Source organism: Streptomyces sp. NBC_00328 (assembly GCF_036139655.1).
Classification (GTDB): domain Bacteria; phylum Actinomycetota; class Actinomycetes; order Streptomycetales; family Streptomycetaceae; genus Streptomyces.
Genome location: NZ_CP108013.1, coordinates 2,922,858 through 2,943,427, shown reverse-complemented (window position 1 = coordinate 2,943,427; position 20,570 = coordinate 2,922,858). Strand labels below are relative to the sequence as shown.

At 69.6% G+C, this 20,570-nt stretch carries 16 protein-coding genes and 2 pseudogenes; 7 read left to right on the top strand and 11 right to left on the bottom strand.

Annotated elements, in window-relative coordinates; translation table 11 throughout:
* Positions 1-27 precede the first annotated feature (27 nt).
* The 5 genes from uvrB (at position 28) to OG485_RS12880 (ending at position 7,545) form a co-directional block, all read left to right on the top strand.
* The gene (gene uvrB / locus OG485_RS12900; protein WP_328668478.1) at positions 28-2,160 is read left to right on the top strand and encodes an excinuclease ABC subunit UvrB; all 2,133 of its coding nucleotides are present in this window, start codon (positions 28-30) and stop codon (positions 2,158-2,160) included.
* 159 nt (positions 2,161-2,319) lie between these two features.
* Positions 2,320-2,898, top strand: a complete 579-nt coding sequence (locus OG485_RS12895; protein ID WP_328668477.1) for a TerD family protein — start codon at positions 2,320-2,322, stop codon at positions 2,896-2,898.
* A gap of 43 nt (positions 2,899-2,941) precedes the next feature.
* Positions 2,942-4,966, top strand: a complete 2,025-nt coding sequence (locus OG485_RS12890; RefSeq protein WP_328668476.1) for a TerD family protein — start codon at positions 2,942-2,944, stop codon at positions 4,964-4,966.
* 332 nt (positions 4,967-5,298) lie between these two features.
* Positions 5,299-6,288 (top strand): TerC family protein, encoded by a 990-nt coding sequence (locus OG485_RS12885; protein WP_328668475.1) that lies wholly within the window; start codon positions 5,299-5,301, stop codon positions 6,286-6,288.
* 156 nt (positions 6,289-6,444) lie between these two features.
* Positions 6,445-7,545, top strand: coding sequence for a calcium:proton antiporter (locus tag OG485_RS12880; protein WP_328668474.1), 1,101 nt, complete (start codon positions 6,445-6,447; stop codon positions 7,543-7,545).
* Positions 7,546-7,552: 7 nt separating this feature from the next.
* Here OG485_RS12880 and OG485_RS12875 read toward each other — a convergent pair whose 3' ends face one another.
* Together OG485_RS12875 and OG485_RS12870 are read right to left on the bottom strand one after the other, a co-directional pair.
* A complete protein-coding gene (locus OG485_RS12875; protein WP_328668473.1) occupies positions 7,553-8,854 on the bottom strand; it encodes an MFS transporter in 1,302 nt (433 codons plus the stop codon).
* A gap of 60 nt (positions 8,855-8,914) precedes the next feature.
* Complete coding sequence (locus tag OG485_RS12870) at positions 8,915-9,961, bottom strand: S66 family peptidase (RefSeq protein WP_328668472.1); 1,047 nt, start codon at positions 9,959-9,961, stop codon at positions 8,915-8,917.
* A 101-nt stretch (positions 9,962-10,062) separates the two neighbouring features.
* On the opposite strand from OG485_RS12870, the gene aroQ reads away from it, so the two are divergent.
* Complete coding sequence (gene aroQ, locus OG485_RS12865) at positions 10,063-10,536, top strand: type II 3-dehydroquinate dehydratase (protein ID WP_328668471.1); 474 nt, start codon at positions 10,063-10,065, stop codon at positions 10,534-10,536.
* Between the two features lie 121 nt (positions 10,537-10,657).
* Here the strand turns inward: aroQ and OG485_RS12860 are convergent, their stop codons facing one another.
* From OG485_RS12860 to OG485_RS12820, 9 genes and pseudogenes are all read right to left on the bottom strand, one after another.
* Positions 10,658-11,425 (bottom strand): amino acid ABC transporter ATP-binding protein, encoded by a 768-nt coding sequence (locus OG485_RS12860; RefSeq protein ID WP_328668470.1) that lies wholly within the window; start codon positions 11,423-11,425, stop codon positions 10,658-10,660.
* Positions 11,422-12,348, bottom strand: a complete 927-nt coding sequence (locus OG485_RS12855; RefSeq protein ID WP_328668469.1) for an amino acid ABC transporter permease — start codon at positions 12,346-12,348, stop codon at positions 11,422-11,424. The genes OG485_RS12860 and OG485_RS12855 overlap by 4 nt, the downstream gene beginning before the upstream one ends.
* Entirely contained in the window at positions 12,345-13,229 is an 885-nt protein-coding gene (locus tag OG485_RS12850; protein ID WP_328668468.1) for an ABC transporter substrate-binding protein, read from the bottom strand. Before OG485_RS12850 ends, OG485_RS12855 begins: the two co-directional genes overlap by 4 nt.
* A gap of 280 nt (positions 13,230-13,509) precedes the next feature.
* Positions 13,510-13,689: pseudogene (locus OG485_RS12845) on the bottom strand (hypothetical protein); the annotation flags it as partial.
* A gap of 25 nt (positions 13,690-13,714) precedes the next feature.
* Positions 13,715-13,843 (bottom strand): annotated as a pseudogene (locus tag OG485_RS12840) (IS630 family transposase); the annotation flags it as partial.
* Between the two features lie 309 nt (positions 13,844-14,152).
* The gene (locus OG485_RS12835) at positions 14,153-14,311 is read right to left on the bottom strand and encodes a PAS domain-containing protein (RefSeq protein WP_328668467.1); all 159 of its coding nucleotides are present in this window, start codon (positions 14,309-14,311) and stop codon (positions 14,153-14,155) included.
* Positions 14,308-15,606: a cation:proton antiporter gene (locus tag OG485_RS12830; RefSeq protein WP_328668466.1), complete on the bottom strand. Its 1,299-nt coding sequence runs from the start codon at positions 15,604-15,606 to the stop codon at positions 14,308-14,310. Before OG485_RS12830 ends, OG485_RS12835 begins: the two co-directional genes overlap by 4 nt.
* 327 nt (positions 15,607-15,933) lie before the next feature.
* On the bottom strand, positions 15,934-16,584 hold the full coding sequence (locus OG485_RS12825; RefSeq protein ID WP_328668465.1) for an MBL fold metallo-hydrolase: 651 nt from the start codon (positions 16,582-16,584) through the stop codon (positions 15,934-15,936).
* 9 nt (positions 16,585-16,593) lie between these two features.
* Complete coding sequence (locus tag OG485_RS12820) at positions 16,594-17,283, bottom strand: maleylpyruvate isomerase family mycothiol-dependent enzyme (RefSeq protein ID WP_328668464.1); 690 nt, start codon at positions 17,281-17,283, stop codon at positions 16,594-16,596.
* Between the two features lie 223 nt (positions 17,284-17,506).
* On the opposite strand from OG485_RS12820, the gene uvrA reads away from it, so the two are divergent.
* On the top strand, positions 17,507-20,557 hold the full coding sequence (gene uvrA, locus OG485_RS12815) for an excinuclease ABC subunit UvrA (protein WP_328668463.1): 3,051 nt from the start codon (positions 17,507-17,509) through the stop codon (positions 20,555-20,557).
* Positions 20,558-20,570: the final 13 nt, after the last annotated feature.

The window sequence follows — 20,570 nt, the reverse complement described above, 5'->3', positions numbered from 1 at the left end:
GTCAGTGCGGGGTCGTACGGTGGATCCATGCGGCCAGTATCCAAGATCGAACGTTCGGTGGCGCCCTTCGAGGTCATCAGCCACTTTCAGCCGAGCGGTGACCAGCCCACGGCCATCGCCGACCTGGAGAAGCGCATCCGCGCAGGTGAGAAGGACGTCGTCCTGCTGGGCGCGACCGGCACCGGCAAGTCCGCCACCACCGCGTGGATGATCGAGAAGCTCCAGCGCCCCACGCTCGTCATGGCGCCGAACAAGACGCTGGCCGCCCAGCTGGCCAACGAGTTCCGTGAGCTGCTGCCGAACAACGCGGTCGAATACTTCGTGTCGTACTACGACTACTACCAGCCCGAGGCCTACGTCCCGCAGTCGGACACCTACATCGAGAAGGACTCCTCGATCAACGAGGAGGTGGAGCGCCTGCGCCACTCCGCGACCAACTCGCTGCTGACCCGCCGCGATGTCGTCGTGGTCGCGTCGGTGTCCTGCATCTACGGTCTCGGTACTCCGCAGGAGTACGTGGACCGGATGGTCAACCTCAAGGTCGGCGACGAGATCGACCGAGACGCCCTGCTGCGCCGCTTCGTCGACATCCAGTACACCCGCAACGACGTCGCCTTCGCCCGCGGCACCTTCCGGGTCCGCGGCGACACCATCGAGATCTTCCCGGTCTACGAGGAGCTCGCGGTCCGCATCGAGATGTTCGGCGACGAGATCGAGGCCCTGTCCACGCTGCACCCGCTCACCGGCGAGGTCATCAGCGACGACGACCAGATCTACGTCTTCCCCGCGTCCCACTACGTTGCCGGGCCCGAGCGCATGGAACGCGCCGTCAACGACATCGAGAAGGAGCTGGGGGAGCGCCTCGCCGAACTGGAGAAGCAGAGCAAGCTCCTGGAGGCCCAGCGCCTGCGCATGCGGACGACGTACGACATCGAGATGCTCCGCCAGATCGGCTCCTGTTCCGGGGTCGAGAACTACTCGATGCATTTCGACGGCCGTGAACCCGGCTCCCCGCCGAACACCCTGATCGACTACTTCCCGGACGACTTCCTGCTCGTCATCGACGAGTCGCACGTCACCGTGCCGCAGATCGGCGCGATGTACGAGGGCGACGCCTCCCGCAAGCGCACCCTCGTCGACCACGGCTTCCGGCTGCCCTCCGCCCTGGACAACCGCCCCCTGAAGTGGGAGGAGTTCCAGCAGCGCATCGGCCAGACCGTCTACCTCTCCGCGACCCCGGGCAACTACGAGCTCTCCCGCTCGGACGGCCACGTCGAGCAGATCATCCGTCCCACCGGCCTGATCGACCCCGAGGTGGTCGTCAAGTCCACCGAGGGCCAGATCGACGACCTGGTGCACGAGATCCGGAAGCGCACCGAGAAGGACGAGCGCGTGCTGGTCACCACGCTCACCAAGAAGATGGCCGAGGACCTCACGGACTACTTCCTGGAACTGGGCATCCAGGTGCGCTATCTGCACAGCGACGTCGACACCCTGCGCCGCGTCGAGCTGCTGCGCGAACTGCGTGCCGGCGAGTTCGACGTCCTGGTCGGCATCAACCTGCTGCGCGAGGGTCTCGACCTTCCCGAGGTCTCCCTGGTGGCGATCCTCGACGCCGACAAGGAGGGCTTCCTGCGCTCGGGGACCTCCCTGATCCAGACCATCGGCCGCGCGGCGCGCAATGTCTCCGGCCAGGTCCATATGTATGCGGACAGGATCACCCCGGCGATGGAGAAGGCCATCGAGGAGACCAACCGCCGCCGGGAGAAGCAGATCGCCTACAACACGGAGCGGGGCATCGATCCGCAGCCCCTCCGTAAGAAGATCAACGACATCGTCGCGCAGATCGCCCGCGAGGACGTCGACACCGAGCAACTGCTCGGCTCCGGCTACCGCAAGACGAAGGACGGCAAGGGTGCCAAGGCCCCGGTGCCCGCACTGGGCGCCAAGGCGACCCGCGCCGCCAAGTCCGCCAAGGCCAAGGACGCCGTGCCGACCGACCGCCCCGCGGCCGAGCTCGCCCAGCAGATCGAGGACATGACGGAACGGATGCGCGCCGCGGCGGCGGACCTCCAGTTCGAGATCGCGGCCCGTCTGCGTGACGAGGTGTCCGAGATGAAAAAGGAGTTGCGGCAGATGAAGGAAGCGGGGATCGCCTGACGGCCCGCCGCCTGCGCCGGACCCCGCAGGACGCGCGGTGTGTTGCAAGACCGACACAAAGTCCGCCCCAGGGTTCGGCGCTGTCAGTGCCGCTGCGTAGGGTTCTGTTCATCCGCGGACTCCGCGGCAACAGGGGACAGTTCGAGAGGGGAACAGCGCGTGACGGTCAACATGACCAAGGGTCAGGCCATCAGTCTGCAGAAGAACGACGGGGGCACGCTGACCGCGGTCCGTATGGGCCTCGGCTGGCAGGCGGCCCCCCGGCGCGGCCTGTTCGGCTCGCGCACCCGGGAGATCGACCTCGACGCGTCCGCCGTGCTCTTCGCGGACAAGCAGCCCGTCGACGTGGTGTTCTTCCGCCACCTCGTCAGCGACGACGGTTCAGTGCGGCACACCGGTGACAACCTCGTCGGCGGCGTGGGCCAGGGCGGCGACGACGAGGCCATCCTCGTCGACCTGCAGCGCATCCCGGTCCACATCGACCAGATCATCTTCACCGTGAACTCCTTCACGGGCCAGACCTTCCAGGAAGTGCAGAACGCGTTCTGCCGTCTGGTCGACGAGACCAACGGCCAGGAACTCGCCCGCTACACGCTGGCCGGCGGCGGCCAGTACACGGCCCAGATCATGGCGAAGGTGCACCGGTCCGGAACCGGCTGGCAGATGACGGCCCTCGGCACGCCGGCCAACGGCCGCACGTTCCAGGACCTGATGCCCGCCATCCTGCCGCACCTCTGAGCGGCCGACGCACACGTACACAGCGACATAGGGGGACAAGACGATGACGGCCGAGCTGGTCAGGGGGCAGAACCACCCGCTCTCCCAGGTCCGTCTCGAGGTCCGTATCTCGGCCGGGAAGCCGATCGTGGCCGGGGCCACGCTCAGCGACGAGCAGGGCAGGGTCCGGGGCGTCGAGTGGGTGGCCCATCCGGGCGCGCCCACGCTTCCCGGGCTCGAGGTCTCCAAGCAGGCGGCGGCCGACCACCGGCTGGCCTTCGACCTTGACGCCCTGCCGCAGGCCGTGCACCGGGTCAGCGTGCTGCTCGCGCTGCCCACCGGTGTCGGCGGACCTGTCCGGTTCGGTGCCGTCGCCGCCCCCTTCGTCGCGGTCACGGGCCTCGACGGTCTCGAGGTCGCCAGCTACACCCTCACCGGGCTGGACGCCGAGTCCGCCGTCGTGGCCCTGGAGCTCTACCGCCGGCAGGGCGCCTGGAAGGTGCGCGCGGTCGGCCAGGGCTACGCGGGCGGTCTCGCCGAACTCCTCGCCGACCAGGGGCTTCCGGAGGCCCGGCAGCTCGCGGTCGGCATCAACGAAGCCGTGGCCCAGGGCCTGGCGCGGTCGGTGGCGGCACCCCCGCCCCGCACCCCGGACGCGGACCGGTCACGGCAGGCCGCCGCCTCGGCCCCGGGACCGGACCAGCCCTATGCCGGAACCGGACCCCAGGGCACCTCAGGAACCGTGCCACCGCAGCAGACCCCGTACACGACCGGCCCGCAGGGAGCCGCGGCTCCGCAGACCGGTCGTCCGGGGAGCCCCGCGCAGCCCGACCCTTCCTCGGTCGCCCAGCCGCCGTCGCCCAGCGCCGGTGGCCCGGTCAACTACAGCCACCCCGGACGGCAGACCGCCGCTCCGCCGCCCCCGCCGACCGCTCCGCCCGCCCAGCCCGGACAGCCCGCGCAGCCTGTCGCGGGAGACGCGACCGGCTGGTCCATGGAGGAGCGGCTGTACAACCAGGTATGGGGGATGTTCGAGGACCTGGCCCGGACCGTCGCCGCGTACCGCAGCGCCGTCGACTTCGCCGACTCCCGTATGGAGAAGGAGCTCGACCAGGTCCTCTCCGACCCGCGCAGCCGGATCGGAGGGCAGGGCGACGCCGCTCGCGAAGCCGCCCGCGCCAAACACGCCCTGCTGGTCGACCAGGCCCGAGTCGCCCTCGACCGGGACCTCGCCCAGCTCACCGCCGAGGCCGAGGTCGTGGAGCCCGCGCTGCCGACGGCGTACGCGAGCTGGGACAATCCGGTCTGGCACGCCTACCGCGCCCCCATGGAAGTACCCATGGCCCTGCGGCTCGGAGATCTCCGCCTGCCCGAGACCGAGAACCTGAGCATCCCCATGCTGGTGCGTCTGCCGCTGGAGAGGGGTCTGTGGATCGACAGCGGTCGCACCTCCCTGGAGGGCACGCTCGCCGACTCCGACCAGGTGCGCCGCCTCGCCGTGGACACCGCCGTGGCGCACGCGGCCCGGCTGCTCGCCGTGTATCCCCCGGGCGAGTTCACCGTGCATGTCATCGACCCGGCCGGCACCGGTGCCTCGTCCCTCGCGCCCCTGACGCAGTCCGGGGTGCTCGGAAGCCCTCCGGCCGCGGGTGCCACCGGTGTGGCTGACGTGCTGCGACGTCTCACCCAGCGCGTCGACCTGGTGCAGATGGCGTTGCGCGGGGGAGCGGCCGACTCGTTGCCGCCGGATCTCGACACCGCCGAGCAACTGCTGATCGTCAACGACTTTCCGCATGGTTTCGACGACCGCGCCGTCACCCAGCTCCGCTACCTCGCGGACGAGGGGCCGGCCGTCGGCGTCCATCTGATGATGGTGGCCGACCGGGAGGACGCGGCGGCGTACGGACCGCTGCTCGACCCTCTGTGGCGGTCGCTGCTGCGCATCACACCGGTGCCCGACGACCATCTCGCCGATCCGTGGGTCGGGCACGCGTGGACGTACGAGCCCTCGCTCGTCCCCGCGAACAGCCAGGTGCTCCAGCGGGTCCTGGCGGCGGTGGCGGCCGCCCGCCGGTCCTGGAACCGCTGATCCGATCCGGGCGCCTCCGGACCCTGGTGAACCTTCGGACCGCAAGGCCGAGCGGCTTCACCAAGCAACCGTAAAGTGCTCTGAGCACGGGACTTGGTCTTTCTTTTACCAACCCCTTTACCTTCCCTTGGTGATTCGGGTACTCTTTTTCCATACGGAGGGGAGTACTCCCTACCTGCTGCGACGCACCCGTCAATACGGATCGAGTCAGATCCCGGGGCGTCGGCCCGCAGGCTCCCGGGCGCACCCAGCGCCCCGGCAGCCGCGGGCGGAAGAGACCTCCGGTAGCGCGACGACGCTGAAATCTGCCGTTACGAACTGCCGGAGGCGCAGTGGATGTTTCCCTGACCCTGTGGGTCCTGACCATCGTGGGGCTGGCCGCACTGATCGCGGTCGACTTCTTGATCGGCCGTAAGCCGCACGACGTATCGATCAAGGAAGCCGGAATCTGGACCGTCGTCTGGATCGCCCTCGCCGGGCTGTTCGGACTCGGACTGCTCCTCTTCGCCGGCGGACAGCCGGCCGGTGAGTTCTTCGCCGGCTTCATCACCGAGAAGTCGCTGAGCGTCGACAACCTCTTCGTCTTCGTCCTGATCATGGCGAAGTTCGCGGTGCCCTCGAAGTACCAGCAGCGCGTACTCCTCGTCGGTGTCCTGATAGCCCTCGTCCTGCGCACGATCTTCATCGCCTCCGGCGCCGCGATCATCGCGAACTTCGCCTGGGTCTTCTACATCTTCGGCGCGTTCCTCATCTACACCGCCTGGAAGCTGATCCAGGAGGCCAGGGCCGACGAGGACGAGGAGGAGTTCGAGGAGAACAGGCTGCTCAAGGCCGCCGAGCGGCGGTTCGGCGTGGCCGACCGCTATCACGGCACCAAGCTGTGGATCCGCCGGAACGGCAAGCGCGTCATGACGCCGATGCTGGTCGTGATGCTGGCGATCGGCACCACCGACGTGCTCTTCGCCCTCGACTCGATCCCCGCGATCTTCGGCCTGACCCAGGACCCGTACATCGTCTTCACGGCCAACGCCTTCGCGCTGATGGGCCTGCGACAGCTGTACTTCCTCATCGGCGGCCTGCTCAAGAAGCTGGTCCACCTCAGCTACGGCCTGTCGGTCATCCTCGGATTCATCGGCGTCAAGCTCGTCCTGCACGCACTGCACGAGTCCGGCGTCCATGTTCCCGAGATATCCATCCCGGTCTCGCTCGGCGTGATCTGCGCGGTCCTCGTGGTCACCACGATCACCAGCCTGACCGCCACCAGGAAGCAGGCGGCACGCGAGCGGTCCGAGACCGCTCCGAAGGAGAGCATCGACGCCTGACCGCGTCTGGCGCGGCGACGGCCACCCCCGGGAGCGGCGCGCGGGGCATCGCCCGCCACCGCTCCCGGTGCCCCTCCGGGCTCGACCGCCGCGATTGCGGACCGCGCCCCGCACCGCCGGAGTGCGGGGCACGCCGCCGACTGCGACGATCGCGGCATGATCGTTCGGCTCAGGTCACTCGTGACACGGTGGACCGCCGTGGTCCCCGTGATCGCGGTGGTGCTGCTGGCCCTCACCTGGGGGCGGGACCTGCCGGGCGCGGTCGTCGCACTGGTGACACTGGTCCTCGCGGGTTCCGTGCTCGCCGCGGTGCACCACGCCGAGGTGGTAGCCCACCGAGTGGGGGAACCCTTCGGATCCCTCGTCCTCGCCGTCGCGGTCACGATCATCGAAGTCGCCCTCATCGTCACCCTGATGGCGGACGGCGGCGCCAAGAGTTCGACACTGGCCCGCGACACGGTGTTCGCGGCCGTGATGATCACCTGCAACGGGATCGTCGGCGTGTGTCTGCTCGTCGCGTCACTGCGCCACGGGCTCGCCGTCTTCAACGCCGAAGGAACCGGAGCCGCCCTGGCGACCGTCGCGACGCTCGCCACCCTCAGCCTCGTCTTCCCGACCTTCACCACGAGCAAGCCGGGCCCGGAGTTCTCCGCCGCGCAACTCACCTTCGCCGCGGTCGCCTCCCTGGTGCTGTACGGCCTGTTCGTGGCGACCCAGACCGTCCGGCACCGTGACTACTTCCTGCCGATCACCCAGCACGGCGAGGTCATCGACGTGGACGAGCACGCCGACACGCCGTCCGCCCGCCAGACGCGGTTCAGCCTGGGACTCCTCGGCCTTGCCCTGGTCGGCGTGGTCGGCCTCGCCAAGGGTGTGTCGCCGACCATCGAGTCCGGGGTCGAGGCGGCCGGCATGCCGGCCGCCGTGGTCGGTGTGATCATCGCGCTGCTCGTGCTGCTCCCCGAGACCATCGCCGCGCTGCGGTCCGCCCGCAGGGACCGGGTGCAGACCAGCCTGAACCTCGCCCTCGGCTCGGCGATGGCCAGCATCGGACTGACCATCCCCGCCGTCGCCCTGGCCTCGCTGTGGCTCTCCGGACCACTCGTTCTCGGTCTCGGCGCCACCGAGATGGTGCTGCTCGCGCTGACCGTGGTCGTGAGCTCCCTGACGGTCGTGCCCGGGCGGGCCACCCCGCTTCAGGGGGGCGTTCATCTGGTCGTGTTCGCCGCCTATCTGGAACTGGCCGTCAACCCGTGACCGGCAGTCACTCCGTGACCGGTACGGCCGTCAGCCTGGGCACGGGCCGGGTCTCCGGCAGCAGCGCGAAGCACCCGAGGCTCAGCAGCGCGATCCCCGTCAGATAGGCGGCCACGCCCCACGGCACGCGCTCCCCGCTCGCCACCGCCGTCGCCACGACCGGGGTGAGCGCGCCTCCGAGGACCCCGCCCAGGTTGTACCCGAGAGCCGCGCCCGTGCAGCGCACCCGCGGCTCGTACAACTCCGGCAGATAGGCGGCGATCACCGCGAACATGGTGACGAAGGCGATCAGGGCCACCAGGAAGCCGAGGAACATCAGCAGGGGTTCGCCGGTCGACAGCAGTCCGATCATCGGGAACATCCACAGCGCGGCGCCCGCGCAGCCCGCCATGCACAGCGGCCGCCGGCCGTAGCGGTCTCCCAGCAGGGCCACCAGGGGCGTCAGAGCCCCCTTCACCACCACCGCGGCCATGATGCAGACCAGCATGACCGTGCGGCTCACGCCGAGCCGGTCGACACCGTAGGCGAGTGCCCAGGTCGTCACCGCGTAGAAGACGGCGTAACCGACCGCGAGTCCACCGGCCGTCAGCAGGACGAGCCGCCAGTGGTCGCGCGCCACCTCGGCGAGCGGCACGCGCGCGCGGTCACCCATTTCGAGGAACCGCGGGCTCTCCTCGAGCGAACGGCGCAGCCACAGTCCCGCAGCCGCGAGCACCCCCGCCGCCCAGAACGGCACCCGCCAGCCCCACTGCGCGAACTGCGCGTCGGACAGCGTCGACGACAGCGCCAGCATCACGCCGTTGGCCAGCACGAACCCGAGGGACGGACCGATCTGCGGGAAGCTCGACCACAGCCCGCGCCGCCCGGCGGGCGCGTGCTCGGCCGTCAGCAGCACCGCCCCGCCCCACTCGCCGCCGAGTCCGAGCCCCTGGAGAAAACGCAGCACCAGCAGCAGTACGGGAGCCGCGGCACCGATGCGGTCGTACGTCGGAACACAGCCGACGGCGACGGTCGCCGCGCCGGTCAGCAGCAGCGAGGCCAGCAGCACGGGCCGCCGCCCGCGCCGGTCCCCGATGTGCCCGAACAGCACCGAGCCCAGCGGACGGGCGACGAACCCGACGCCGAACGTCCCGAAGGCCGCCAGCGTGCCCGCGAGCGGCGAGAACGTCGGGAAGAACAGCGGCCCGAGAACCAGCGCCGCCGCCGTCCCGTAGACGAAGAAGTCGTAGAACTCGATGGCCGTCCCGGTCAGCGACGCGGCGGCGAGCCGCAGCATGGAAGGCGCCCTTACGGTGCGTACGTCGTGCATGCCGGATCAACTACCCACAGTCACCGGCGGTTACGGGGGCGTGCGGGAGCGCGGGGTGCGTCAGTAGGTGACGGTGATGCGCCGGGCCGGGCCGTCGACCCGGACGATCCCTCCATAGGGGATGACGACCTGCGGATCGGTGTGACCGAGATCCACATCGAGGACGACCATCATGTCCGGCGCGTACAAGCCGACGGCCCGGAGGACCGCTTCGCGCTGATCGCGGGCGTAACGGGCCCTGTCCTCCGGGGCGAGGGGCCGCTTGAACGACCAGGCCTTCGGGCGGCCCATCAGGAGGGCCGGAAAGCGCCGCAGCAGGCCGCGCTCGCCCATCGCGCGCAGGATCCAGAAGACGTCGTCGGCCCCGGGCATGTCCTCCGAGGTCTCCAGGAAGAGCACGTGACCGTCGTACACGGAAGGATCGCGGGCGATCTCGCGGTCGGCCATCAGCAGCCACGACAGGATCTCGAGGTTGCCGCCCCAGGAGCGGCCCTCGACCACCCTGTCCGGGCGGATCCAGGTCCAGCCCGTGCCCGGCTCGGTCCGCGGCTCGGCGAGGAAGCTCTCCGGCGCCTCCCACGGCACGCCCACCTCGCGGAAACGGCCGGCGGGACGCAGCTCGTACGGCCCGGACGTGAACAGGGCGGCCCGCAGCGACTCCGCGGTCAGCGGGTCCATGGCACCCGGCCGGCCGAGTTCGCACATGACCGTCGCGCCGTGATAGCCGACGATCCCGGCGTTCCACAGGTGGACGAGGAGGTTCGTGTTGTCGCTGTATCCGAAGAACGGCTTCGGATGCGCCCGGATCAACGCGCGGTCCAGCAGCGGCAGTACGGTGATCTGGTCGTCGCCGCCGATGGACGCGATGACCGCCTTGACCGTCGGATCGGCGAACGCGGCGTGGATGTCGTCGGCCCGTTCCCGCGGCGTCGACCCCATCCTCCGGGTCGACGGGTATTCGACCGGTTCCAGGCCGAACTCCTTGCGCAGCCGCTCCAGGCCCAGTTCGTACGGGAGCGGCAGGAGGCCGGGCAGGCCGCTGGACGGCGAGATCACGGCTATCCGGTCGCCGGGTACGGGCTTGGGAGGGTACGCGGGCGTCGTCATGGCGAGAGCGTACGAGCCGTCACCCTTTCGGTGCATCGTGATAAACCGGTTCCGATCAGCGGTCCTTGACGGGCCGGCAGACCCGAAGGACCGGAGGAAACGTGCCCCGCACCCTCGCCAACGCCCCGATCATGATTCTCAACGGCCCCAACCTGAACCTCCTCGGGCAGCGGCAGCCGGAGATCTACGGTTCCGACACGCTGGCGGACGTCGAGGCGCTGTGCGCCAAGGCGGCGGCCGCACACGGGGGCACGGTGGACTTCCGGCAGTCCAACCACGAGGGCGAGCTGGTGGACTGGATCCACGAGGCCCGGCTGAATCACGCCGGGATCGTCATCAACCCGGCCGCCTACTCGCACACTTCCGTCGCCATCCTCGACGCGCTCAACACCTGTGACGGACTTCCGGTGGTGGAGGTCCACATCTCCAACATCCATCAGCGTGAGGAGTTCCGGCACCACTCGTACGTCTCGCTGCGTGCCGACGGGGTCATCGCGGGCTGCGGCGTACAGGGGTACGCGTTCGGGGTGGAGCGGGTGGCGGCGCTCGCGGGAACGGGGCGCGCGGACACCTGACCACGGTTCGCCGGGCGGACAGCCGCGGACGTCCGACTTCGCGCCCGCCGGAAACCGTCCCCGGCTTCGAGTCCACTCGGCCCCGGCGCCCCGGCGCCCGAGTGTCACGGGCGCCCCGGGTTCACAGGCGTCCCGCCTCCACGATCCGTCTGAGGAAGCGCCGGGTGCGTTCCTGCCGCGGGTCCCCGAAGACCTGCTCGGGCGTGCCGCGCTCCAGGATCACACCCCCCTCCAGGAAGCAGACCTGGTCCGATACCTCACGGGCGAAGCCCATCTCGTGGGTGGCCAGGACCATGGTCATGCCGTCCGCCTTCATGTCACGGACGACGTTCAGCACCTCGCCCACGAGTTCGGGGTCCAGGGCGGCGGTGATCTCGTCCAGAAGGAGCAGTTTGGGGCGCACCGCCAAGGCGCGGACGATCGCGGCCCGTTGCTGCTGGCCACCGCTCAGCCTGTCCGGGTATTCGGCCGCCTTGGCGCCGAGTCCGAGCCGTTCGAGCAGTTCACGCGCGTGTGCCTCGGCGTCCGCGCGGCTCGCGCCGTGCACCCGGCGCGGGGCGAGCGTGATGTTCTCCAGGACGGTCATGTGCGGGAAGAGGTTGTACGCCTGGAAGACGACGCCGATCCGCCGGCGCACCGCGTCCTGGTCGGCCCGCGGGTCGGTGATCTCCTCGCCGTCCAGCCAGATCGCGCCGTCGTCGATCTCCTCCAGGAGGTTGGCGCAGCGCAGCAGCGTGGACTTGCCGGATCCGGAGGCGCCGATCAGCGTGGTCACGGTGTGCGGGGCGACCTCCAGGTCGACGTCCCGCAGGACGACCGACTCGCCGAAGGTCTTGCGGACGGACTCCATCCGCAGCATCGGGCCGTCGGGGACGGGGGCCTTGCTCATACGGTGCCTCCCTGGCTGCGGCGCCGGTCCATACGGGCGGTGACCCAGTCGGTGAAGCGCGTCATGGGGATGGTCAGGGCCACGAAGAGCAGCGCCGCGACGATGTACGCCGTGTAGTTGAGGCTGCGGCCCACGATGATGTCCGCGGAGCGCATCGCCTCCACCGCGCCGCCGATCGAGACGAGGCTGGTGTCCTTCTGCAGGGACACCATGTCGTTGAGGAGCGGCGGGACCTGGCGGCGGACGGCCTGGGGCAGCACCACATGGCGCAGGGTCTGGCGCGTGGTGAGGCCCAGTGAACGTGCCGCGGCCCGTTGCGAGGGGTGCACGGACTCGATGCCGGCGCGGACGACCTCGGCGACGTACGCCGAGTACGTCAGCACCAGTCCCGCACCGCCGAGCAGGACGGGGTCGTTGGTGACGCCCTGCAACTGGAGCGCCGGGACGCCGAACACGACGATCGACAGACAGATGATCAGCGGCAGACCGCGGAAGAAGTCGGTGTACGCGGTGGCGAGGGCGCGCACCGGCCAGTACATCGGTCCCCGCAGCGTTCGCGCCACGGCTATCAGCGTGCCGAGCACCAGCACCACGACGCCGCACACCACGAAGAGCCGGAGGTTCAGCCACAGGCCTTCGAGGACCTTCGGGAACGCCTCACGCGCGAACGACGCGTCGAAGAACGTCTCCTTCGTGCGCGGCCAGCCCGGCGCGTCGACGACGACGAGGTACAGCACCACGGCCGTGACGAGCGTGGAGAGCGCGGCCACCGCCGTCGACCGGCGGGCCCGGCGGCGGCGGTGGCGCTCGCGCTCGATCCTGCGCGGCGAGGGGACGTACGCCTCGTGCCCGTCGGTGGTGTCGCCGCCGGGCATCTCTCCGTCGGCGGCGTCCTCTCCCGACTCCTCCTTCGTCGCCGTCACTTGAGCACCGGGGCGTCGACGGCCTCGGACAGCCACTGCTTCTCGATCCTCGCGAGCGTGCCGTCCGCGCGCAGGGCGTCCACGGCCTTCGTCACGCAGGAGGTCAGGGCACTGCCCTTGTCGAGGACGAGGCCGAACTGCTCGGGCGTACCGCCCTGGTTCTCGAACTGTCCGACGATCCTGGCGTCGGTCACCTCGGCGGCCGTGATGTAGAAGGCGGTCGGCAGGTCGGTGACGATGGCGTCGACCTGGCCGTTCTTCAGCGCGGACTTGGCCTGGTCGTTCTTCGCGTAGGCGGCCGCCTTCCGGTCCGGCTTCACCACGTCGTCGATGTAGTTCAGGCTGGTGGTGCCGACCTGCGCGCCCAGCTTCAGGTCCTTGAGGTCCGCGAGGCTCGTCGCCTTGGCCGCCTTGGAGCTCTTCAGCGCGATGACGGCCTGGCGCACGTCGTAGTAGCCGGACGAGAAGTCCACGGCCTTCTTGCGCTCGGCGCTGATCGACACCTGGTTGATGTCGAAGTCGAAGCTCTTCGCACCGGGCGCGAAGGCCTTGTTGAACGGGACGCTCTGCCAGACGACATCGCCGTCGGCGTAGCCGAGCTGCTTGGCCACGGCGTACGCAACCGCCGACTCGAAGCCCTTGCCGTTGGCGGGCTTGTCGTCCTTGAACCACGGCTCGTACGCGGGCTCGTCGGTCGCGATGGTGAGCTTGCCCGCGGTCTGGGTGCTCAACGAGCCCTTGGCGCAGGTCTCGGCGGTGCTCCCGGAAGCCTTGCTGGATGCCTTGTCCTCGGGCTGCGGGGCACAGCCCACGGCGAGGGCGAGCAGGGCGACGGTTCCGGCGGACGCGGCACGGCGCAGGGCGCGTTGGGGTCGATGCATGGCGGGAGAGTGGCAGCGAACCAGGTCGTTTGTCCAGGTCACAGCGGTAATTGTCCGCATGGTGGGAACGTGTGTTGCAGTCCCGTGAACACTTGCGTCACAACCGCCCGACGCACCCGACGCGGTCGTCTGTTTCGCGCGGGCGTGCGCGGCACTCTGGTCACGCGCGGTGTGGTGCTCCGTTCACGCGGGGCGCGGTGAGGTGCCCCGCGTGTGGGCTGACCGGTTCACTCGGGGCGTGGCCGAGGTGCCGCGCCCCGAGTGCCGGTCGCTCTCACGTTCACCAGCCTCGCGCGTGCCACTCCGGCAGATGCGGGCGCTCGGCGCCCAGCGTCGTGTCGTCGCCGTGGCCGGGGTACACCCACGTCTCGTCCGGCAGTACGTCGAAGATCCTCGTCTCGACGTCGTGGAGGAGACGGGCGAAGGCCTCCGGGTCCTTGCGCGTGTTGCCCACGCCCCCCCCGGGAACCTGTGCGGTCAGAGCATTACTGACGTTGTTGGCGTGGTGTCGTCAACGTGAGGCCGGTTTCGGCGAGGCATCCGTCGATGAGGTTGCTGCGGTACTGGATCTGGCGGAGACCGTGCCGGAGCGTGCGCATGAGATGGTCGGGGTCGGTAGCAGCACGGGTACGAATCTGGCGCGCTCGCAGGCAGAGATGGGATTCCGACATCATCCGCGGCCTTGGGACGCCCGTCCCTCGGGCAGCTCAGGATCGGGCCCGCAACCTCGTTGAGCAGCGAGGACGGAACGAAGCGATCACCGAGATTCGCGAGGCGACGGAATACAGCCGACGCGACGCGAGATGCATCGCACTGGCCCTGATGTACGGCTGGAAGATACCGACTCCAATGCCGGGGAGACACTGGCGCCGTCAATCACGCGGCCCCGTCAACCCTGCAGATTGACCATCACGGAACTCCGGTCAGAGCCGGTAGCGGCCCATCACCTCCTCACGAGTGCGGCCGGACAGCGACAGGTAGGCCTTGTTGGCGTCGGCGGACACCAGGTCCGGGCTGAGCAGGGCGACGGCGCTCGGCAGGGCGTGAAAGACCGACTCGAAGTCGATGTCGGAAGTGCTCATACTCCACCTTCCCGGCGTGGGGCCCCGTGGTCCGCGAGTGCGTTCTCCCGCAGGTTTGGCGTGACGCGGAGGGTCCTGGTGAACCATGCGCCGTAGCGGTCGCCCAGGAAGGGAGCCGAGGCTCCGTGGAGCATGATGCTCAGGCCCACGGTCACGGCGATGACCTCGCTCAGCAAGGTCCCCCCGGGCAGGTGTTCTTCCAGGGCGAGCAGGCCGAACACCAGGGAAGCCAGCCCCCGCGGGCCGAACCAGCCGATGTACGCGACGGAGGCGGGGCGCAGGCCGGTGCCGACCAGGGCGAGTGCGACGGGCAGCATCCGGATGACAGTCAGGCTGAGCAGCGCGTAGACGACCACGCGCCACGTCAGGTGCTCAAGTGTCGGTCCCAGGATGACCGCGCCGAAGACGAGGAAACTGAGCGAGGCGAGCAGGAGGCCGAGGCGTTCGGTGAAGCTGGTGCTCTGCGCGGGATCCGCGTCCTCGGGACGGACGCCCAGACCGGCGGGGGTGCGGCGCAGGTGGATGCCGAAGGCCAGACCGGCGACCCAGGCACCGATGAAGCCACTGCCCTCGCTCACGGCGCACAGGACGTACGCGATGACCGGGACGACGAGTACCAGGAACTGTCGCCAGTCGGAGCTGCTCCATCCCCTCGTGAGCGACCAGCGCAACAGGCTCGCCCCGCCCCAGCCGGCCGCGACTCCGATCACGCTGCTCAGCAGCAACGCGCGCAGGAACGTGTCGGCGACGCCCGGATGGCCGTGGCCCTCGCCCGCCGCGGCGAGTGCCAGGACGAAGAACGGCAGGGCCAGGCCGTCGTTCAGACCGGATTCGATGGTCAGGCCGCCGCGGATCAGCGGGGGCACCCGCTTGTTGGAGAAGGCCTGCTGCCCGAGCGCGGCGTCCGTCGGCGCGAGGATGACGGCGGCCAGGGCCAGCTCCCACACGCCCAGGCCGGGCAGCAGGGGCCAGGCCGCCAGCCATCCCAGAGCGATCGTGGCCGGCAGGCCGACCGCGAGCAGCCGCAGCGGCAGGAACTCCTCCCGGCGCAGGTCCCGGGACCTGATCCCCGCCGCGTCCGCGAACAGCAGGAGTACCAGTGCGCTTTCGAGCAGTGTCCGCGTGACCTCGGGATCCTTCGCCCGGTCCAGCAGGTCCAGGCCCAGCGGGCCGATCGCCAGCCCGCACAGCATGAACACCAGCGGTCCCGAGAGCACCGTGGTTGACAAGCGCCGGGAGAGCGTCCCGTATCCGACGACCACAGCCCCGGCGACCATGACGGCCCAGCCGTTCATCCGTACTCCTCACACGAGGCACCTGTCGTCGCCGGGGCGACCGCGCCAGGGGGCGGGCGGCAGCGTGCCGGGTCTCCCAGGGATGCCGTCCTGCCTCGCGCAGGGATGCGGAGTCTGACCCTATGGCGCTGTCGGCCGGGCCCAGGGGAACCCCGCTCCGAACCCGTTCAGCTCGGCCCGGTCGGCTCAACGAGCGGTGGTCACACCGGGCCGGGCGAGGGACGCCGACACGTGCCGCAGGAGGAGCGCGTCGAGGCGCTACCAGCCTTCGTCATCGCTGACGCACGGGTGCGGCCCGGCCGTACAGAACCGGTCGACGTTGGACGGTTACCAGCCTCGTGCGTGCCACTCCGCGAGGTGGGGCCGCTCCGTGCCGAGGGTGGTGTCGTTGCCGTGGCCCGGGTAGATCCAGGTTTCGTCCGGGAGTACGAAGACCTTCGCCTCCAGGCCCGACATCAACGACTTGAAGTCTTCGGGGCGTGTTGTCCGTCCAGGACCCCCCGGGAAGAGGCAGTCGCCCGTGAACACGTGAGGGTGACCGTGCGGGTCGTCGTAGACGAGGGCGATCGAGCCCGGCGTGTGCCCGACCAGGTGGCGCGCGGTGAGTTCCACGTTGCCCACCTTGACCGTGTCGCCGTCCTGGAGGGGGACGTCCGTCGGTACCGGGATGCCGTCCGCGTCGTCCCTGCCCGCGTAGGTGCGCGCGCCCGTGGCGGCCGCGACCTCGGCCAGCGCCTGCCAGTGGTCACCGTGCTGATGGGTGGTCACGACGGACGCGATGCCGTCGTCGCCGATCAGGGTGAGCAGTGTCGAGGCGTCGTTCGCCGCGTCGATCAGGAGCTGCTCGTCGGTGGCCCGGCAGCGCAGCAGATACGCGTTGTTGTCCATGGGGCCGACCGCGACCTTGGAGATCATCAGGTCCTGCAGCTCGTGCACGTCGGCCGGGCCGCCGACCGTCACCGCTCCGCTGTACGTCATGAGGGAAGCCTATAGCGGAGGCAGCGCCGGAAGCGGGCCGCCGCGTACCGTCAGCCCGGAGCCGTCGCGGCGGCCGCAGAGCCAGCCGAGCAGATCGGCCGCCGGTCCGTGGACCTCGACCGGTCCGCCCTCGGCGCCGCCGCCCGTGGTCCACTCCTGGCCGTCCGCGGAGGCCAGCGCCGTGGAGGGCACGTCCTTGTGGCCGGCGAACCGCTCCGCGAGGAAATCGATCTCCCGCGTCACGAACTCCTCCGGCAGATCCTCCAGCTCGTACCCGATGCCCAGATCCACGTGGTGCAGGTCGACCTCGACCCAGCGCCGGAACGGCACCCGGGCCGCGGAGTCGGTGACCCCGTTGCGCAGCGCCACCGTGCGGGACCAGTCCGCGGGAGCGGCTCCCGTCCGAAGGAAGCGGGCCCCGCTCTCCCGCAGGTCCGCCAGCTGTGATTCCAGGGGGCGCGGCGCGTCCCGTTCGATGTCGGCGTCCCGGGTGCTCGCGGAGGCGTACATGGGACGCCCCTCCAGGACGTTCACCAGGGCGTCGGCGTTGCGGGACAGGTGGGCGAGCACATGCCCGCGGCTCCAGCCGGGAAGCCGTGACGGCTCGGCCACGGCGGCGTTGTCCAGTTTGGTGACCGCGGTGAGCAGTCGTTCCGTCGCGTCACGTACAGACGCCAGGTCGCGCACATGATCCATCATGAGGTCGACCCTAGCCCCGCCACACGATCGGGTGAAGCTGGTCGGCCACCCCCGTAAATCGAATGCGCGTGCTATACGCTCATCGGTGGCGTCGGGCATGCTGGATGGCCCGGGATTGTTGTGAACCAGCGAAAGCAACCGGCGCTGTCAGTGGCTCGCCCTAGTCTGAGAAGACGGGGGCCTGCGGCCCCTGTCACTTCTCTCAAGAAAGGTACGGACCGGCGTGGCCGACCGTCTCATCGTCCGTGGAGCGCGCGAGCACAACCTGAAGAATGTCTCGCTCGACCTCCCGCGCGACTCGCTCATCGTCTTCACGGGCCTGTCGGGGTCGGGCAAGTCCTCCCTCGCCTTCGACACGATCTTCGCCGAGGGCCAGCGGCGCTACGTGGAGTCCCTGTCCTCGTACGCCCGGCAGTTCCTCGGCCAGATGGACAAGCCGGACGTGGACTTCATCGAGGGTCTCTCCCCGGCCGTCTCCATCGACCAGAAGTCGACCTCGCGCAACCCGCGCTCGACGGTCGGCACCATCACCGAGGTCTACGACTACCTGCGGCTGCTGTTCGCGCGCATCGGCAAGCCGCACTGCCCCGAGTGCCGCCGTCCCATCACGCGCCAGTCGCCGCAGGCCATCGTCGACAAGGTGCTGGAGCTCCCGGAGGGGAGCCGCTTCCAGGTCCTGTCGCCGCTGGTGCGCGAGCGCAAGGGAGAGTTCGTCGACCTCTTCGCCGACCTCCAGACCAAGGGGTACAGCCGTGCCCGGGTCGACGGCGAGACGATCCAGCTCAGCGAGCCGCCGACGCTGAAGAAGCAGGAGAAGCACACCATCGAGGTGGTCATCGACCGTCTCACGGTGAAGGACTCAGCCAAGCGCCGGCTCACCGACTCCGTGGAGACCGCCCTCGGCCTGTCCGGCGGCATGGTCGTGCTCGACTTCGTCGACCTCCCCGAGGACGACCCCGAGCGCGAGCGCATGTACTCGGAGCACCTGTACTGCCCGTACGACGATCTGTCCTTCGAAGAGCTGGAGCCCCGCTCCTTCTCCTTCAACTCGCCCTTCGGCGCCTGCCCCGAGTGCACCGGCATCGGTACGCGCATGGAGGTCGACCCCGAGCTGATCGTCCCGGACGAGGACAAGTCCCTCGACGAGGGCGCCATCCACGCCTGGTCGCACGGACACACCAAGGACTACTTCGGCCGGCTGATCGGCGCCCTCGCGGACGCGCTGGGCTTCCGGACCGACATCCCCTTCGCCGGGCTGCCGCAGCGCGCCAGGAAGGCCCTGCTCTACGGCCACAAGACGCAGATCGAGGTCCGTTACCGCAACCGGTACGGACGCGAGCGCGTGTACACGACGCCCTTCGAAGGGGCCGTCCCCTTCGTCAAGCGGCGCCACAGCGAGTCCGAGAGCGACGCCAGCCGCGAGCGCTTCGAGGGCTACATGCGCGAGGTGCCCTGTCCGACCTGTCAGGGCACGCGGCTGAAGCCGCTGGTCCTCGCGGTCACGGTCATGGAGAAGTCCATCGCCGAGGTCGCCGCCATGTCCATCAGCGACTGCGCGGACTTCCTCGGGAAGCTGAAGCTCAACGCGCGCGACAAGAAGATCGCCGAACGCGTCCTGAAGGAGGTCAACGAACGGCTGCGCTTCCTGGTCGACGTGGGCCTCGACTATCTGTCGCTGAACCGCGCGGCCGGCACCCTGTCCGGCGGCGAGGCCCAGCGCATCCGTCTGGCCACCCAGATCGGTTCCGGACTCGTCGGCGTCCTGTACGTCCTCGACGAGCCCTCCATCGGTCTGCACCAGCGTGACAACCACCGGCTGATCGAGACCCTCGTCCGCCTCCGCGACATGGGCAACACGCTCATCGTCGTCGAGCACGACGAGGACACCATCAAGGTCGCCGACTGGGTCGTCGACATCGGCCCCGGCGCGGGCGAGCACGGCGGCAAGGTCGTGCACAGCGGTCCCTTGAAGGAGCTGCTCGCCAACCCCGAGTCGCTGACCGGCCAGTACCTGTCGCGCAAGAAGGAGATCCCGACCCCGGACGTCCGCCGCCCCGCCGACCCGGGCCGCAGGCTCACGGTGCACGGCGCCCGCGAGAACAACCTCCAGGACATCGACGTGTCCTTCCCGCTGGGCGTCCTCACCGCCGTCACCGGCGTTTCGGGTTCCGGCAAGTCGACACTGGTCAACGACATCCTGTACACGCACCTGGCCCGTGAGCTGAACGGCGCGAGGAACGTGCCGGGGCGCCACACGCGCGTGGACGGCGACGACCTCGTCGACAAGGTCGTGCACGTGGACCAGTCGCCCATCGGCCGCACGCCCCGCTCCAACCCGGCGACGTACACCGGTGTCTTCGACCATGTCCGCAAGCTGTTCGCCGAGACCACCGAGGCGAAGGTGCGGGGTTATCTGCCCGGCCGCTTCTCCTTCAACGTCAAGGGCGGCCGCTGCGAGAACTGCTCCGGCGACGGCACCATCAAGATCGAGATGAACTTCCTGCCGGACGTGTACGTCCCCTGCGAGGTCTGCCACGGGGCGCGCTACAACCGGGAGACCCTGGAGGTCCACTACAAGGGCAAGTCCATCTCCGAGGTCCTGGACATGCCGATCGAGGAGGCGCTCGGCTTCTTCGAGGCCGTGCCGGCGATCGCCCGTCACCTCAGGACGCTCAACGACGTCGGCCTCGGCTACGTCAGGCTCGGCCAGTCCGCGCCGACGCTCTCCGGCGGTGAGGCGCAGCGCGTCAAGCTCGCCAGCGAGCTCCAGAAGCGTTCCACCGGCCGCACCGTGTACGTCCTCGACGAGCCGACCACCGGACTGCACTTCGAGGACATCAGCAAGCTCATCACGGTGCTGTCCGGTCTGGTGGACAAGGGCAACACGGTCATCGTCATCGAGCACAACCTCGATGTCATCAAGACCGCGGACTGGGTCATCGACATGGGACCCGAGGGCGGCAACGGCGGCGGTCTCGTGATCGCCGAGGGCACCCCCGAGGAGGTCGCCGGCGTTCCGGCCAGTCACACCGGCAAGTTCCTGCGCGAGATCCTCGGTGCCGACAGGATCAGCGACGCCGCTCCCGTGAAGGCCCCGCGCAAGACGGCCGCCAGGAAGACGGTCGCCGCCGGGACGACGGCGAGGAAGACGGCCACCAAGACCGTCAACAACGCGGCCACCAAGAAGGCGGCCACTGCCAAGAAGACCGTCACGAAGGCGACCGCCAAGAAGGTGACCCCCGCGAAGAAGACCACGCGGGCCCGAAAGGCCTGAACCGACCGGTCCG

What these genes read in the sequence shown, in the direction of transcription:
- OG485_RS12835 (WP_328668467.1), bottom strand. Translation starts at nt 14,311, where the DNA reads ATGAGCACTTCCGACATCGACTTCGAGTCGGTCTTTCACGCCCTGCCG.
- OG485_RS12880 (WP_328668474.1), top strand. Translation starts at nt 6,445, where the DNA reads ATGATCGTTCGGCTCAGGTCACTCGTGACACGGTGGACCGCCGTGGTC.
- OG485_RS12820 (WP_328668464.1), bottom strand. Translation starts at nt 17,283, where the DNA reads ATGATGGATCATGTGCGCGACCTGGCGTCTGTACGTGACGCGACGGAA.
- OG485_RS12825 (WP_328668465.1), bottom strand. Translation starts at nt 16,584, where the DNA reads ATGACGTACAGCGGAGCGGTGACGGTCGGCGGCCCGGCCGACGTGCAC.
- OG485_RS12830 (WP_328668466.1), bottom strand. Translation starts at nt 15,606, where the DNA reads ATGAACGGCTGGGCCGTCATGGTCGCCGGGGCTGTGGTCGTCGGATAC.
- OG485_RS12850 (WP_328668468.1), bottom strand. Translation starts at nt 13,229, where the DNA reads ATGCATCGACCCCAACGCGCCCTGCGCCGTGCCGCGTCCGCCGGAACC.
- uvrB (WP_328668478.1), top strand. Translation starts at nt 28, where the DNA reads ATGCGGCCAGTATCCAAGATCGAACGTTCGGTGGCGCCCTTCGAGGTC.
- OG485_RS12870 (WP_328668472.1), bottom strand. Translation starts at nt 9,961, where the DNA reads ATGACGACGCCCGCGTACCCTCCCAAGCCCGTACCCGGCGACCGGATA.
- OG485_RS12875 (WP_328668473.1), bottom strand. Translation starts at nt 8,854, where the DNA reads ATGCACGACGTACGCACCGTAAGGGCGCCTTCCATGCTGCGGCTCGCC.
- OG485_RS12860 (WP_328668470.1), bottom strand. Translation starts at nt 11,425, where the DNA reads ATGAGCAAGGCCCCCGTCCCCGACGGCCCGATGCTGCGGATGGAGTCC.
- OG485_RS12890 (WP_328668476.1), top strand. Translation starts at nt 2,942, where the DNA reads ATGACGGCCGAGCTGGTCAGGGGGCAGAACCACCCGCTCTCCCAGGTC.